Source organism: Nocardia carnea (assembly GCF_029869215.1).
In the GTDB taxonomy this organism is placed as follows: Bacteria; Actinomycetota; Actinomycetes; order Mycobacteriales; family Mycobacteriaceae; genus Nocardia; species Nocardia carnea_B.
In genome coordinates, this window is the sequence record NZ_JARWPM010000135.1 from 1 (window position 1) to 14,828 (window position 14,828).

Here is a 14,828-nt window from a genome sequence, read left to right on the forward strand (position 1 = left end):
TCGTCATATTTTTTTGGATCCGGATCCGGATGCTGGGGTGTCGTTCGGGGAGCGGTCGCGGTTGTTCGGGTTGGCGCGGTCGAGTTGGGCTGATTACGATCGGTCGCTGATCAGTGCGGGCGGCGGCGTCTACGACCGCACAGTGAAAGCGGTTCCCATCTCTCCCCAGGCCAGGGCGGCGCTCGGCTTGGCCGACGACGTGGTCTCGTTGTCGCCGCCGGAACTGATCCGTGCCATTCTGCTGGCACCGGTGGACTTGTTGTGGAACGGCGGTATCGGCACCTATATCAAGGCGAGCGCCGAAACGAATGCCGATGCCGGCGACAAATCCAACGACGGTGTTCGGGTCGATGCGAACCGGCTGCGGGTGAAGGTTATCGGCGAGGGCGGAAATCTCGGTGTGACGGCGCTGGGGCGGATCGAGTTCTGCCGCAACGGCGGGAAGATGAATACCGACGCGCTGGACAATTCCGCCGGGGTGGATTGCTCCGATCACGAGGTGAACATCAAAGTCCTGCTCGACGGCGTGGTCTCCGCGGGTGAGCTGGATATTGCCGACCGTAATCCGCTGCTCGCGGAAATGACCGACGAAGTCGCGCAATTGGTGCTGCAGGACAACGTTTCCCAGAATTACCTGATGGGGATTTCCCGGGCCGAATCCGCGCGGATGCTCAATGTGCACCGGCGCCTGATCGAGGAGCTGGAAACCAGCCGGGGCCTGGACCGCGACCTCGAGGCGCTGCCGGCCGATACCGTGCTGAAGCGGCGGCTCGAGGAGGGCGCCGGGCTCACCTCGCCCGAACTCGCCAATCTGCTGGCCCATGTGAAACTCGCGCTCAAAGCCGATCTCTTGGCCGGTGACCTGCCCGACAGCGCGTATTTCGGCGCGCGGCTGCCCGACTACTTCCCGACCCCGCTACGGGAGCGGTTCGCCGCGGCCATCAAGAAACACCGGCTGCGCCGGGAGATCGTCACCACCATGATCGCCAACGAGGTGGTGGACTACGGCGGTCTCACCTACACCTTCCGGCTGCAGGAGGAGATCGGCGCCACCGCCACCGATACCGTGCGGGCATTCGCCGCGGTCACCGAGATCTTCGGGCTGCACGACATCTGGGCGCGGATCCGCGCCGCCGATGCCGGTGTGGGCGTACGCGATCAGCTCGAACTGGAAACCAAACGCACCCTCGACCGGGCGTCGCGATGGCTGCTCACCAACCGCCCCCAGCCCATCGCCGTGGGTGCGGAGATCAACCGGTACCGCGTGGGTATCCGGGAACTGGCACCGAAGGTGCCGGGCTGGTTGCGCGGCCACCACGTCACCACACTGACCGATCACGCTGCCGATCTGGTCGCCCACGGCGCGCCGCTCGACCTGGCCACCGAGGTCTTCGGGTTGCTCCATCTGTTCCCGCTGCTCGATATCGTGGATATCGCCGATATCACCGACCGGTCCGGTGACGAGGTGGGTGCGCTGTACTACGCGCTGAACGAACATCTCAAGATCGACTGGCTGCTCGAGGCGGTGAGTCATCTGGAACGCGGCGATCGCTGGCACGCGCTGGCCCGGCTCGCCCTGCGCGACGATATGTACAGTTCCTTGCGTTCGCTCACCCTGGACGTGCTCTCCGGCGGCGACCCGGAGGAGAGCGCGGACGAGAAGATTGCATACTGGGAGTCCAAGAACCAGTCCCGGCTCGGTCGCGCCCGTGCGGCATTGGCGGAGCTGTTCGAATCCGGAACCCACGATCTCGCCACCCTGTCGGTTGCGGCGCGGCAGGTGCGCAGCATGGTGAGCGGGGTGGGCGCCCAATCGGAGGTACCACGGTGACAAAGGCAATTCCGGGCGATGTGGCGGATGTCGAGGCGGCGGCCGCCCCGGCGCCCCGCTTTCACACCGCCGTGCATGTGCGCTGGTCCGATATGGATGTATTCCAGCACGTCAACCATGCCCGCATGGTGACGCTGCTGGAAGAAGCCCGGATCCCGTGGCTGTTCGAAGACGACCGGCCCACCGTGGCGCTGCGCAACGGCTGCGTCCTGGCGGATCTACACGTCAAATATCGCGGTCAGTTGCGGCACGAAGACACTCCGCTCGATATCGCCATGTGGATCGAGCAGTTGCGGGCCGTCGATTTCACCGTCGCCTACGAGGTACGCGCCGCCGGGGCCGCCCCCGGCTCGCCGGCGGCGGTCACCGCCACTACCCAGCTGGCCGCCTTCGATATCGAAACCCAGCGCCTGCGCAGGCTCACCGGACCGGAAAGGGAGTATCTCGCCCAGTGGATGCCCGCCTGAGCAGGCCGGGTCCGAAAGTGGACAGGCGACAGCTTCACCCGAGTACGGGGTTCGTGAATTCGTGATATCCGATCAGCGCACCCTCTCCGTGCCGGATCCGGCGGAGCGCGAGAACCTGGCGACCTTCCTCACCCGCGCCCAGCGGCTCGACCCGGCGACAGTGGTGCGGTTGCGGCGGCGCGGGCAAGGGCTGGTGGCCGCCTGGGTCGCCACCGGGTTCGAGGCGCTGGCCACCCGCACGATCGGCGCGGAACTCGTGGCCGACGATGTGACAGTGGGCGCCGAAACGATCCTGGCCGCCCTGAGCTCACCGGGCCCGATCGACCTCGGTTACTCCATGGATTCCGCGTGGCGCGGCGCCCTGCCCCCCGCCACCGGGTTCGGGCATATCGACGATTTACCCGCCCGGACGCTGGTCGAGCTGGCCGAACGCGGTGCCGATCTGGCGAAGGAGCACGGCTCCGGCCATGGTCCACCGGCCTCGCTGCTCGACCAGACGGTGATCACCGTATCGGCCGAGCACGACCGGGTACAGATCCCGATGCGGGTGGTGTTCGCCCTCACCTCCATGGACTTCATCCCGCATTCCGGCGACCGAGCCGAACCGAACCGGATCCCGCCCGGCGAACTGGTCCGGGTACGCGCGAGCCGGACCTGGCTGCGCCTCGACGCCCGCTACGGTTCCGTGGCCAGGCGCCGCGCGGGCAGCCTCTCGCTGACGCCTCGATAGGACCGCCGCGCCGGCTACGCAGCGCCCTCGCCGAGGTACTGCAACCAGGCCGGGTCGAGTTCGTTGACCGTGGACAGCAGGCGCCAGTGCGGGCCTTTCGGGGAGATCAGGGGGGCGCGCAGGGTCCAGCCGAGTTCGCTGAGCAGTTTGTCGGCTTTGCGGTGGTTACAGGGGGCGCAGCTCGCGACGCAGTTTTCCCAGCTGTGTTCGCCGCCGCGGCTGCGGGGGATCACGTGATCGATGGTTTCGGCCTTGCCGCCGCAGTAGCCGCAGCGGTAGCGGTCGCGTTGCATGAGGGCGGCGCGGGTCATCGGGACCCGGGCGCGGTAGGGGACACGCACGTAGGTACGTAGGCGGATGACCGAGGGAATGCTGACGGTGGCGCCGGCGGAATGCAGGACCGGGCCGGTGGGATCGTGGTGGACCGCGTCGGCCTTATCGCAGACCAGCAGGACGATCGCGCGGCGTGCGGTGAGCGCGGTGAGCGGCTCGTAGGTGGCGTTGAGCAGCAGGACGCGGCGTTTCAGCCAGCTGATCGACTGCGGGGGGTGGAGCTTGGCGGCGGATTCGCCGCGGGAATGAACAGAATCGGTATCGGTGGCGGTCTCGGAGTTGTGCCGAGTGACCGCATGATCGGACAACAATTGCAGCGGAGGAGCCCCCGACCCACGAGCGTGGACGTCGGCGGGCTTCAGTTGTCGGTGGCGTATCGCCTCCGGTGATCGGGCGCCGGTCCGTTGCTTCATGTCGACCCCAAATTCTGCGTTTCAAGATCATGTGGTATCTCGCCGGGAGACAAGACCCAGTTGACCATGGAAAGCCCCGCAGTGCACGGTTATTTTGCACAATGGCTGGTTAACTGTCGCTGAAGCGACGCCCGAGGTCAACGCCTCGGTGGGCCTTCCGGTCATATCCGCCGTCTACGGCCGGCCACGACACTGCCGGCGCCGGGATACGGATCACCGGATCTGCGAACCCACGGCGCGGCGGGCACAATGGACGGCGCATCCAGCGAAACGAGAGGGTTCATGAATTCGGGTATTCCGGCTGCCGGCGATCCGGCCGGCGAACAGGCCACGATCTCCTTCTACGACGCTGTCGGTGGGGAGGAGACCTTCCACCGGCTGGTGGCCACGTTCTACCGCGAGGTCGCCGCCGACGAGGTGCTGCGGCCGATGTACCCCGAACAGGATCTGGGCCCCGCCGAACGCCGGTTGCGGATGTTCCTGGAGCAGTACTGGGGCGGCCCCCGCACCTACTCCGACGAACGCGGCCATCCCCGGCTGCGCATGCGCCATATGCCCTTCGAGATCGGCCCCGTCCAGCGCGACGCCTGGCTGCGCTGTATGCGGATCGCGGTCGCCGAGATCGAACCGGAAGTCCTCGACGACGCCCACCGCCGCCAGCTGCTGGACTACCTGGAAATGGCCGCGAACTCCCTGATGAACGCCACCTGGTGAGGCACGAACACAACACCGGTGCACCATCTACTACAGAGGATCGTCTACCTTTATTGGCGTGAGCATTCTCGAGACAGTGGCGGTTTTCGCCGGTATCCCGCTGGGGATCTACCTCATAATCGCTGGTTTGTCGTATCTCGGTAAGCCGCTGCCCGGTGAGAAGCCGGTTCACTTCGATATGAGCAAGAAGTGGACCTCCGCGCCGGTGCTGTGGAGTGCTACCGACGAGGTCACCGGGCACGGTCATTCCTACGATGCCGGTGAGTCGCCGCATGGTTCGCATGTGGCGTTCGACGCCCTCGAATCCCCCAAGGAAGCGCTGATCGGAGGCCGGGCAAGTGGCAAGTACTAAATGGCCCGCGGTGGTCGAGTCCGAACTGCCGCACGGATACGCGATCACCAGCAGCGGCCGGGTTTCCGGGGTGCACGAGGCCGGTGACGTGTTCAAGGAGGCCCCGTTCGACAACAACGAGCGGCTGGCCATGGACAATGTGCTCACCGAGGCCACCCGCGCCACCAAGGTGCGGTTCAACGTCTTCATCGGCGACCTCGGCCCCGACGCCGGTGCCGCGGTGGACGCCCTGTTCCCCACCACTCCGGAGGCGGCGCGTTCGGTGCTCATCGCCGTCTCCCCGAACGATCATGCCGTCGAGGTGCGCTCCGGCCGCGAGGGGGCCGATCGCGCCAACGACCGGGTGTGCCAGCTCGGGGTTACCGCCGCGCTGAGTTCGCTGCGGCAGGGTGAACTGATCGACGGGCTGGTCTCGGCGATCCGGGTGATGGCGGCGGCCATCGGCCGCTGACCGGGCAGGAGCGAGCCAGGCCCGAGGGCGGCCGCGCAGCGTAACCACGCAGGGCTCTCGCTCATGCCCGATAGACACAGCGCCGTCCGCGGGCGGCGTTCCGGGAGCGCTCGCTACCGACGAGAAAGGGGCGTCCACCAGATGGTGGACGCCCCTGTCGTCGTTTCGGTCAGGAGATATCGAAGGCGCGGGCGCGCAGCGAGCGCTCGATACCCGCTTTCCCCTCGCTCACCAGGCGCCGCAGCGCGGGCGGATGGTCGGCGGCGAGGAATTCGTCGGCCCGGGCTACGGCTTCTTCGCTGATATCCCAGGCTGGATACAGCCCGATCACCACCGTCTGCGCGACCTCGCTGGACCGGCGTTCCCATACCGCGGGGATCTCCGCGAAATACCGCTCCACGAAGGGCTGCAGCAAAGCTTCTTGCCCGGCGGGGGCGAAGCCGTTGACGATCGACCGCGCGGTGATATTGGGCACCGAATCGTCTTCCAGCACGGTCGCCCAGGCCGATTGTTTGACCTCGGCGATCGGGCGGGCTGTGGCGGCGGTGGCGGCCTGCCGGCGCCCGGCGGCGGTTTCGTCGTTGCGCAACTCCGCGTCGATGACCGGGGTGGTGCCGGCGCTGTCCGCGTCGACCTCTCCGGCGGCGGCGAGTGCGGTGAGCAGCCGCCAGCGCAGGTCGGTATCGACGGTGAGTCCGGGCAGGCCCACCCCGGCGGGGTCGCCGTCGAGCAGTTCGCGCAGCACTTCGGTATGCCAGGGGGACAGCTTCGCACCGGTCAGGGCGTTGACGAACGCCAGCTGGTGGTCCGAGCCGGCTTCGGCTTCGCGGGCCAGCTCGAGCAGGCGGTTCGCGTAGTCCTGCCAGCCGGTGGTATCGGCCCATTCCGGGTCGGCGTAGCTGCGCAGGGCCGTATTGGCCTGCATGAGCAGCCGCTGCACCACACCGATCTCGGTTTCCGCGCCGATCCCGCGCTGTACCAGGGCCACGAAATCACGGGCCCGGAATTCGGCCTGCCGGGTCATTTCCCAGGCCGCCGACCAGGCCAGGGTGCGTGGCAGGGGTTCGGCGATATCGGCGATGTGGTTGATCAGGACGTCGAGCGAATCGGGGTCCAGCCGGACCGAACAGTAGGTGAGGTCGTCGTCGTTGATCAGCACGAATTTGCCGCGTGGTACGCCGACGAGTTCGCCGACCTCGGTGCGTTCGGCGGCGGCGAGGTCGAGTTCCACCCGTTTCGTGCGGACGAGCTTGCCCTCTCGATCGTCGTAGACGCCGATGGCCAGCCGATGTACGCGCTGTTCACCGGCTCCGGGCGCCGCGCCCTCCTGGATCACGGCGAACGAGGTGAAGGTACCGTCGGCGCCGACCTCGAAATCGGGCCGCAGAATATTGAGACCGGTGGTCTTGAGCCACTGCGCGCCCCAGTCCGAGAGATCCCGGCCGGAGGACTTCTCCAGGGCCGCCAGCAGGTCGTCGAAGGTGGCGTTGCCATAGGCGTGCTCGGCGAAGTAGGCGCGCAGCCCGGCCAGGAACGGTTCCAGCCCGACGTAGGCGACCAGCTGTTTGAGCACGCTCGCGCCCTTGGCATAGGTGATGCCGTCGAAATTGACCTCGACCGCGGCCAGATCGGGGATATCGGCGGCGATCGGATGGGTGGAGGGCAACTGGTCCTGCCGGTACGCCCAAGATTTCTCGACGTTGGCGAAGGTGGTCCAGGCGCTGGTGTATTCGGTGGCCTCGGCCTGGCACAGTACGGAGGCGAAGGTCGCGAACGATTCGTTCAGCCACAGATCGTCCCACCACTTCATGGTGACCAGATCGCCGAACCACATATGCGCCATCTCGTGCAGCACAGTTTCCGCGCGCCGCTCGTAGGAGGCCCGGGTGACCTTGGAACGGAAGACGTAGTCCTCCAGGAACGTCACCGCACCGGCGTTCTCCATGGCGCCGGCATTGAACTCCGGGACGAACAACTGGTCGTACTTGCCGAAGGCATAGGGGACGCCGAAGTTCTTGTGATAGAAACCGAAACCCTGTTTGGTCTCGGTGAACAGCCGGTCGGCGTCCATGAATTCGGCAAGCGAGGCGCGGCAGTAGATACCGAGCGGGATGGTGCCGTGCTCATCGGTGTACGTATCGGTCCATTCGGCGTACGGACCGGCGATCAGCGCCACCAGATAGGTGCTCATGAGCGGGGTGGTGGCGAACCGGTGCCGCCCGCCTTCGGAGCTGCCGGCGCCGTTGGAGACGACCTTCCAGTCGGCCGGTGCGGTGACCTCGATATCGAAGGTGGCCTTGAGATCGGGCTGGTCGAAGCAGGCGAACATCCGTTTGGCGTCGGCGGTCTCGAACTGGGAGTACAGGTAGACCGCGTCGTCGGCGGGGTCGACGAACCGGTGCAGGCCCTCGCCGGTATGCGAGTACTCGCAGTCGGCCTCCACCACGAGTTCGTTGCGTTCGGCCAGGTCGGGCAGGGTGATCCCGGTGGACTCGTCGTATTCGGCGATATCGAGGGGCTTTCCGTTGAGTACCGCCGAACGGATACCGCGGGCCACGATATCGATGAAGGTCTGCGAACCCGGTTTCGCGGTGAAGGTGACCGTACTGCGCGAGAAGAACGTCTGTTCGCCCGGTTTCCCCGCCCCGTCTGTGAGGTCGAGGTCGATGCGGTAGTTCTCGACCGAGACGACGCCGGCGCGTTCGATCGCCTGTTCGCGGGTGAGGTTCGGTGCGGACATCGGGCTCCTTCGTTGACACAGGTGTGAGGGCACAGAGGTACGGGCACGGGCGTTGTCCACAATGCCACGTCGGTAAGGTTTGCTTGCAGTGAAGTCGATCGGCTTCACTCCAGTCGAGGACCAGAGGATCGGAGCCGCCACGTGAAGCATGTGCACGCCGGAAAGGTGCGCGACCTGTACACCGACGGCGACACGCTGCTGCTGGTCGCCTCGGACCGGGTGTCGGTCTACGACGTCTCGCTGCCCACCCCGATCCCGGACAAGGGCACATTGCTGACGCAACTGTCCAACTGGTGGTTCGAGTTCTTCGCCGATATCCCCAACCACGTGCTGTCCACCACTGATGTACCGGCCGAGTTCGCCGGGCGGGCGGTACGGGTGAAGCCCTTGAAGATGGTGCTGGTGGAGTGCGTGGCCCGCGGGTACCTGGTGGGGTCGGGCTGGAAGGAATACCAGCGCAGCGGGTCGGTGTGCGGGGTGGAGCTGCCGGCCGGGCTGCAGGAGGGGGACCGGCTGCCCGAGCCGATCTTCACGCCGACCACGAAGGTGTCCGATACCGGCCACGACGAGCCCATGACGTTCGATCAGGTGGTCGAGCAGGAGGGGCGGGAGATCGCCGAGCGACTGCGCGACCGCACCCTCGACCTGTACACCCGCGGCGCGGCGCACGCCGCCGAACGGGGCGTGATCATCGCCGACACCAAGGTCGAATTCGGCTGGGACGGTGATGTTCTCACGCTCGGCGACGAGCTGCTGACCTCCGATTCGTCCCGGTTCTGGCCGGCCGCGGACTGGGCACCCGGCCGCCCGCAGCGCTCCTTCGACAAACAGTTCGTCCGGGATTGGGCTACCTCGACCGGCTGGGACAAGGAACCCCCCGGCCCGGAGATCCCGGCCGATATCGTCGCCGCCACCCGGGACAAATACATCGAAGCCTACGAATTGATCACCGGCCGCACCTGGTGAGCGTGCGACCGGCAGGGCTCGCCCTCAGAACGGGATCGAGGTGTCGGCCAGCCGGTCCGGATCGACCGGATCACCCGACAGGATCAGTTTCTTGATGCGGTCGCCCACGTCCCAGATGTTCACATTCATCCCGGCCAGGACCCGGTGCCGGTCGTCCAGCCAGAACGCGACGAATTCGCGGCCGGCGAGATCGCCGCGGACGACAACACGCTCATAGTCGCCGGGGGCGGCGTACCCGGTGAACTCCATGCCGAGGTCGTACTGGTCGGTGAAGAAGTAGGGGAGGCGGTCGTAGGCGGCGGCCATGCCGAGCATGGTCCGGGCGGCCGCGGCGGGCTGATTCAGGGCGTTGGCCCAGTGCTCCACCCGGATCCGGCGTTCCAGGACGGGATGAAGTTGTTCGGCGATATCACCGAGCGCGACGATATTCGGGTCGCTGCTGGTGAGCCCCGCATCCACCAGGACGCCGGTGCCGGTGAGCAGGCCGGCCGATTCCGCGAGTTCGAGCCGGGGTCGTGCGCCCACCGCGACCAGGACGGCGTCCCCTGCCACCGTGGTTCCGTCCGCCAGGCGAGCCCCGCGTGCCCGTCCGTCGGATACGGTGATCTGCTCGACCTGGGCACCGAACCGGAACTCGACCCCGTGCTCCCGGTGCAGGTCGGCGAAAACCTCGCCCATTTCCGGGCCCAGCGCGCCCAGCAGCGGCGCGGGCGCCGCCTCGAGCACCGTGACCGCCACGCCGGCCGCGCGAGCCGCCGCGGTGACCTCGAGACCGATCCAGCCCGCGCCGATCACCAGCAGTTGTTTCGCGGTGCCGAACAACTCGATCAGCGCATCGGACTCCTCGAGGGTGCGCAGGGTGTAGACGCCCGGCGCGTCGCCGCCCGGGACCGGCAGCGACCGCGACGCGGCGCCGGTGGCCAGGGCGAGTTTGTCGTAGGGCAGAGTCGAGCCGTCCGGCAGGGCGACCGTCCGCGCACCCCGGTCGATAGCGGTGACCTCGGTGCCGAGCAGCAACTCCACATTGTGGTCGCGGTACCAGGCGGCATCGGCCACGGTGAACTCGTCCAGGGTTTTCTTACCGGCCAGGTATTCCTTGGACAGCGGCGGGCGCTCGTAGGGCAGCCGTTCCTCGGCGCCGATCAGCGTGATATGCCCGTCGAAATCGTTGGCACGCAACTCCTGTGCCAGTTTCGCGCCGGCCAGTCCGGCGCCGGCGATCACGAAATGCTGTGCAGATGTCATGGATACCACTCCCTTGTCGTGCGGTGTTCCAGCGACGATCCGAGCCTCTGCGGGCCAGCCTACTGATCCGGTCCGGGTGGATCGGGAACGAAAACACCGCGCCCGGGGTTGCTCGGTGTGAGGCGGCGCCGCGCCCGTCGACAACCTAGGGAGAGGAATCCGACGTGTCCGAACCGGCCGAGAAGAAGAACCTTGCCGAATTCTGGTTCGACCCGCTGTGCCCGTGGTGCTGGATCACTTCGCGCTGGATCCTCGAGGTCGCGAAGGTGCGCGATATCGAGACCCGGTTCCATGTGATGAGCCTGGCGGTGCTGAACGAGGGACGTGATCTGCCGCCCGAATATCAGGAGCTGATGAAGTACGCGTGGGGCCCGGTACGGGTCGCGATCGCGGCCCAGCAGCAGCACGGCGACGAAATCCTGTCGCCGCTGTACACGGCCCTGGGCAGCCGGTTCCACGACCGGCGGGCCGAGTTCGAGAAGGAGGGTGATACCGCGGGTACTTTCGCCGCGATCGTCGCCGACGCGCTGGCCGAACTGGATTTGCCCGCGCAGTTGTCCGCGGCGGCGGACAGCGGCGACTACGACGAGGCGCTGCGGGCCAGCCACCACGCGGGTATGGACAAGGTCGGGCCGGATGTCGGCACGCCCACCATCCATGTCAACGGTGTGGCGTTCTTCGGCCCGGTGCTCTCCCGGATCCCGCGCGGCGAGGAGGCCGGCAAGCTCTGGGACGCTGTGGTGACCCTCGCCGCCTACCCGCACTTCTTCGAGCTCAAGCGCACGCGCGACGAGAATCCGCAGTTCGACTGAATGCCGAAGTGACCGATTCCGGCGCGGAATCGGTCACTACGCCGTCAGCGCGGGGTTTTCGACATGGTCACCGTGCCACCGCCGGGGGTTCCCGGCGGCGGGGTGAGCGGTCGCGGACCCGGGCTGGGCCGCCAGAACAGCGGGCCGTGCCGGCTGCGATCACGCAGCGCCCACATCCGCCAGGTGAGCACCGGATGCGTCGACACGGCGTTGACGATCCAGACGAAGAAGCCGCGTTCCTGCGCCGCGCGATCGGCCATCTCGTCGAAACCCACCACGGTGTTCAGGTACTTGCCCGCCGCCAGTGTGCCCATCGCGGCCGCCGCGCCCTGTGGGCGATGGCAATAACCGTGGTTGTCGGCGGTGTACTCCTGCGCGCGGATCAGCGAATTTCCCAGCACCGGCAATACCGGGACCAGGAACATACCCAGCATCCGCCAATAGGAGGTGTGCCCGGCCGCGATATGCCCGACCTCGTGACCGATGATGAACGCCAGCGCATCGGGTTCCCGGGCCTCCCCGCTGACCTCGAACAGGTCGCTGTAGACCACCACGTACCGGCGGAAACCGTGACCGGAGGCGAAGGCATTGATCCGGCCGTTGCCGAGCACCACATAGGCGTCGGGTGCCGAGGCCATCCCGAACCGGGCAGCGGCCTCCTGGACCATCCGGTACCCCTCGGGGAACTGGGTCGGTGACATCTTCACCCCGTTGACCCGTTGCCGCGAATAGTTGATACCGCGGCCGATCCAGAGCAGCAGCGGCGCCGCCACGAGGATGAGGACGTACTGGTTGGTCGAACCGAGTACGAGCAGCAGGAAGGCCAGCAGGTAGCCGACCGCGGTCACCAGCACCACCACGACCAGTAGCGGGATCTCCCAGCTGTGCCGTGCGGGCATCCCGAACGGCGAGAGCCCGCGCGGTTCGTGCGCCGGCCCCGCTGGTGGGGGAAAGCCGCCCGGTAGGGCGGCCGGAACGGCGGGACGGTCGGTGAGCCACGGGTAGGGCCCGGGCTCCGGCGGGTTCCCGGCCCACCCGGGGCCGGGTCCGGACGGTTGCTGAGGGTCGTGCGGCTGCATACCCCGACTCTAAGCGGACCTCCGCATTTGCTCCGGGTGTGCGGATGCCGCGCACGGCCACATGCGGTGGCCCTACGCCCGCCGTCACCGGCCGTTCCCGCGCCTGACACAATCGCGGCATGCGCGTATACCTGGGTGCCGATCACGCTGGTTTCGAATTGAAGAACGCCGTCAAGGACCATTTGGAGAAGGCGGGTCACGAGGTCGTCGATTGCGGCGCCCTCGTCTACGACGCTCTGGACGATTACCCCGCCTTCTGCATCGAGGCGGCCCGCCGCACCGTTGCCGATCCGGGCAGCCTCGGCCTGGTTTTCGGCGGGAGCGGAAACGGCGAGCAGATCGCCGCCAACAAGGTGCCGGGTGCGCGGTGTGCGCTCGCCTGGAGCGTCGAAACCGCCCGGCTGGCGCGGGAACACAACAACGCTCAGCTGATCGGTATCGGCGGCCGGATGCATTCGCAGGAAGAGGCACTGGCGATCGTGGACGCCTTCATCACGACCCCGTGGTCGGAGGAGGAGCGCCATCAGCGCCGGATCGATATCCTCGCCGCCTACGAGAAGACCGGCGAAGCGCCCGCGCTGCCCGCGCACTGACGCGAGTGCCGGAGGGACATACGCTGCACCGGCTCGCCCGGAGGCATGAGCGTCGATTGGCCGGCGCGGTGGTGCGGGTGTCGAGCCCGCAGGGCAAATTCGCCGCGGGCGCCGCACTGGTGGACGGCCGTATCTTGGTGCGGTCGCAGGCTTGGGGTAAACATCTGGTGCACGAGTACGAGGGCGACCTGTTCGTGCATGTGCACCTCGGCCTGTACGGGACATTCACCGAATCCGCGTTGCCGATGCCGGAACCGGTGGGGCAGGTGCGGATGCGGATATGGGGGCCGGGACGTGACGGGTCCGGGTTCGGTACCGATCTGCGCGGCCCGGCCGCCTGTGCGGTCCTGACACCGCCCGAGGTGGCGGCGCTCGTCGCCCGGCTCGGCCCCGACCCCTTGCGCCCCGACGCCGACCCGGACCGGGCATGGGAGAAGATCCGGCGCTCCCGGCGCGGTATCGGCTCGCTGCTGATGGATCAGAGCGTGATCGCCGGGGTCGGCAATGTGTACCGCGCGGAAGTGCTGTTCCGGCACGGTATCTCACCGGCGCGGCCGGGTAACCGGATCACCGCGGCGGAGTGGTCGGCGCTGTGGACCGATCTGGTCGAGTTGATGAAGGTCGGCGTGCGCCGCGGGAAGATGCACGTGGTGCGACCGGAGCACGATCACGGTGCACCGTCCTACGCTGCCGATCGTCCCCGCACCTATGTCTACCGCCGGGCAGGTGAGGCGTGCCGCTGCTGCGCCGCACCGGTACGGCACAGCGTGCTGGAAGGCCGCAACCTGTTCTGGTGCGATCACTGCCAGCCGCAGTGATCGCCCGACCACCCAGGCCCGCCTGGACGTGGTGGTCGCCGGACCTCCGGGGTTCGCATGGTGTGGGTGGTTGGCGGGCCGGGCCGCCTGGGCGTGGTGATCGCCCGGCCGCCCGGGTGTGCCCGGCCTGGGTGGTCGCCGGGTCGCCTCGGTCCGCCCGGTTGCGGTGATCGTCCGGCCACCCTGATGGCTCGGCCCCCATCCGTCCCGGGCGGCTCGGTCGCCATATCGCTCGCCGGCCTGGGATCGACCGGACCGGACCGGTGCGATCGTTCAGCCCGCGACGGCGGCACCGCCGGCTTCGGCGCCGACATACCGGCGCCCGCCCGCGGTTTTCGCCGAGTACATCGCCCGATCGGCGCGCCGGAGCAGTTCGGCGAGTTCGCTGCGATCCGCCGGCGGCGCATACGTGGTGCCGACACTGGCCGAAACCGGCACTCGCCCGGCCGACGACCACACCGAGTCATTGAGCGCGAGAACGATATCGGCGGCCAGTTCGCCGACCCGGTTCTCCGCCATACCGGCGGCGAGTACGAACTCGTCGCCGCCGTAGCGGCATACCACCGCCCCCGGCGGCGCCACTTCCCGGAGGCGCTGCGCCAATTCGACCAGTACCTCGTCGCCCACCGCGTGCCCGTAGTTGTCGTTGATCTGCTTGAACCGGTCGAGATCCACGACCAGCAGGCCGATCCCGCGCTCCGGATGTTCGGCCATCTTGCGGACCCGCCGGCGCAGCAGGGTGCGGTTGGCCAAGCCGGTCAGTGCGTCGTGGGTGGCTTCGTATTCCAGCCGCTGTTGCAGCGCGGCGAATTCGCGGACCCGCGCGGTCGCCTCGTCGGAGAAATTCTTCTTCTGTTGTGCCAGCGCCAGTTCCTGGAGTGCGTGGGCATAACTGTCGATGGCCTGGCTGGCGACCAGCGGCCACTGGGTCGCCTCCAGGGATCCGCGCGGACCGGCCGGGAACCCCAGCAGTGTCCGGGTCACGAGCGCGAGCATCCGGACTTTGTGCAGCGGCTCCGCGCACAGCCGGGCGCCGAGCCGGCGGGCCGCCCGGATCGGGAAGGGGTCGGACACGGTCAGCTCGAGGAGTTGCTCGAGTATTTCGACGAGCACCGGTTCGATCTCGGCCGCGGTGATATCGGCATCGGGCTGGGCGCCGGCGGCGCGGGCCCATTCGCGGGCGGTGGAACGGATGGGCGGCCGGTTCTCAGCTGTCATCGCGATCACCGGCGGCGGAGGTAATCGCGCCGCGGACCTGCGGCTTCGGTACCGGGTTGACCCGGT

At 67.7% G+C, this 14,828-nt stretch carries 15 protein-coding genes; 10 read left to right on the plus strand and 5 right to left on the minus strand.

The features are described from left to right. The 3 genes from QH276_RS08730 to QH276_RS08740 all read left to right on the plus strand — a co-directional run. On the plus strand, positions 1-1,831 hold a 1,831-nt coding region (locus tag QH276_RS08730), incomplete at its 5' end, for an NAD-glutamate dehydrogenase domain-containing protein (protein WP_280406687.1). Between the two features lie 20 nt (positions 1,832-1,851). Next, on the plus strand, positions 1,852-2,298 hold the full coding sequence (locus QH276_RS08735; protein ID WP_280396985.1) for an acyl-CoA thioesterase: 447 nt from the start codon (positions 1,852-1,854) through the stop codon (positions 2,296-2,298). Positions 2,299-2,359: 61 nt separating this feature from the next. Further along, positions 2,360-3,028 (plus strand): hypothetical protein, encoded by a 669-nt coding sequence (locus QH276_RS08740; protein WP_280396983.1) that lies wholly within the window; start codon positions 2,360-2,362, stop codon positions 3,026-3,028. Between the two features lie 14 nt (positions 3,029-3,042). On the opposite strand, the gene QH276_RS08745 is transcribed toward QH276_RS08740, so the two are convergent. Then, the gene (locus tag QH276_RS08745; RefSeq protein ID WP_280396982.1) at positions 3,043-3,774 is read right to left on the minus strand and encodes an HNH endonuclease; all 732 of its coding nucleotides are present in this window, start codon (positions 3,772-3,774) and stop codon (positions 3,043-3,045) included. Between the two features lie 282 nt (positions 3,775-4,056). On the opposite strand from QH276_RS08745, the gene QH276_RS08750 reads away from it, so the two are divergent. Genes QH276_RS08750 through QH276_RS08760 form a run of 3 tightly spaced genes read left to right on the plus strand, consistent with a single transcriptional unit; the run spans position 4,057 to position 5,291 of the window. Beyond that, positions 4,057-4,488, plus strand: a complete 432-nt coding sequence (locus QH276_RS08750; RefSeq protein ID WP_280396981.1) for a globin — start codon at positions 4,057-4,059, stop codon at positions 4,486-4,488. 58 nt (positions 4,489-4,546) lie between these two features. Next, entirely contained in the window at positions 4,547-4,840 is a 294-nt protein-coding gene (gene ctaJ, locus QH276_RS08755; protein WP_280396980.1) for an aa3-type cytochrome oxidase subunit CtaJ, read from the plus strand. Positions 4,841-4,850: 10 nt separating this feature from the next. Then, positions 4,851-5,291: a DUF5130 domain-containing protein gene (locus QH276_RS08760; protein WP_280406688.1), complete on the plus strand. Its 441-nt coding sequence runs from the start codon at positions 4,851-4,853 to the stop codon at positions 5,289-5,291. 169 nt (positions 5,292-5,460) lie between these two features. Here the strand turns inward: QH276_RS08760 and pepN are convergent, their stop codons facing one another. Next, positions 5,461-8,031, minus strand: a complete 2,571-nt coding sequence (pepN, locus tag QH276_RS08765) for an aminopeptidase N (RefSeq protein ID WP_280401528.1) — start codon at positions 8,029-8,031, stop codon at positions 5,461-5,463. A 141-nt stretch (positions 8,032-8,172) separates the two neighbouring features. Here pepN and QH276_RS08770 point away from each other — a divergent pair, with 141 nt between their 5' ends. Beyond that, positions 8,173-8,997 carry a phosphoribosylaminoimidazolesuccinocarboxamide synthase gene (locus QH276_RS08770; RefSeq protein ID WP_280401527.1) on the plus strand — a complete coding sequence of 275 codons (825 nt, stop codon included), beginning with the start codon at positions 8,173-8,175 and terminating at the stop codon, positions 8,995-8,997. Between the two features lie 24 nt (positions 8,998-9,021). Here QH276_RS08770 and QH276_RS08775 read toward each other — a convergent pair whose 3' ends face one another. After that, complete coding sequence (locus tag QH276_RS08775; protein WP_280401526.1) at positions 9,022-10,242, minus strand: NAD(P)/FAD-dependent oxidoreductase; 1,221 nt, start codon at positions 10,240-10,242, stop codon at positions 9,022-9,024. Between the two features lie 164 nt (positions 10,243-10,406). On the opposite strand from QH276_RS08775, the gene QH276_RS08780 reads away from it, so the two are divergent. Then, complete coding sequence (locus QH276_RS08780; protein ID WP_280401525.1) at positions 10,407-11,054, plus strand: DsbA family protein; 648 nt, start codon at positions 10,407-10,409, stop codon at positions 11,052-11,054. 44 nt (positions 11,055-11,098) lie between these two features. Here QH276_RS08780 and QH276_RS08785 read toward each other — a convergent pair whose 3' ends face one another. Beyond that, positions 11,099-12,133 carry a M48 family metallopeptidase gene (locus tag QH276_RS08785; RefSeq protein ID WP_280398875.1) on the minus strand — a complete coding sequence of 345 codons (1,035 nt, stop codon included), beginning with the start codon at positions 12,131-12,133 and terminating at the stop codon, positions 11,099-11,101. Between the two features lie 119 nt (positions 12,134-12,252). On the opposite strand from QH276_RS08785, the gene QH276_RS08790 reads away from it, so the two are divergent. Then, on the plus strand, positions 12,253-12,726 hold the full coding sequence (locus tag QH276_RS08790) for a ribose-5-phosphate isomerase (protein WP_280398876.1): 474 nt from the start codon (positions 12,253-12,255) through the stop codon (positions 12,724-12,726). Between the two features lie 5 nt (positions 12,727-12,731). Next, positions 12,732-13,544: an Fpg/Nei family DNA glycosylase gene (locus QH276_RS08795; RefSeq protein WP_280398877.1), complete on the plus strand. Its 813-nt coding sequence runs from the start codon at positions 12,732-12,734 to the stop codon at positions 13,542-13,544. Positions 13,545-13,817: 273 nt separating this feature from the next. On the opposite strand, the gene QH276_RS08800 is transcribed toward QH276_RS08795, so the two are convergent. Then, the gene (locus QH276_RS08800) at positions 13,818-14,762 is read right to left on the minus strand and encodes a diguanylate cyclase domain-containing protein (RefSeq protein ID WP_280398878.1); all 945 of its coding nucleotides are present in this window, start codon (positions 14,760-14,762) and stop codon (positions 13,818-13,820) included. Positions 14,763-14,828: the final 66 nt, after the last annotated feature.

Bases quoted from the DNA above. Each gene is read 5' to 3' on its own strand.
- QH276_RS08745 (WP_280396982.1), bottom strand. From the start codon at position 3,774: ATGAAGCAACGGACCGGCGCCCGATCACCGGAGGCGATACGCCACCGA.
- QH276_RS08750 (WP_280396981.1), top strand. From the start codon at position 4,057: ATGAATTCGGGTATTCCGGCTGCCGGCGATCCGGCCGGCGAACAGGCC.
- pepN (WP_280401528.1), bottom strand. From the start codon at position 8,031: ATGTCCGCACCGAACCTCACCCGCGAACAGGCGATCGAACGCGCCGGC.
- QH276_RS08775 (WP_280401526.1), bottom strand. From the start codon at position 10,242: ATGACATCTGCACAGCATTTCGTGATCGCCGGCGCCGGACTGGCCGGC.
- QH276_RS08785 (WP_280398875.1), bottom strand. From the start codon at position 12,133: ATGCAGCCGCACGACCCTCAGCAACCGTCCGGACCCGGCCCCGGGTGG.
- QH276_RS08790 (WP_280398876.1), top strand. From the start codon at position 12,253: ATGCGCGTATACCTGGGTGCCGATCACGCTGGTTTCGAATTGAAGAAC.
- QH276_RS08800 (WP_280398878.1), bottom strand. From the start codon at position 14,762: ATGACAGCTGAGAACCGGCCGCCCATCCGTTCCACCGCCCGCGAATGG.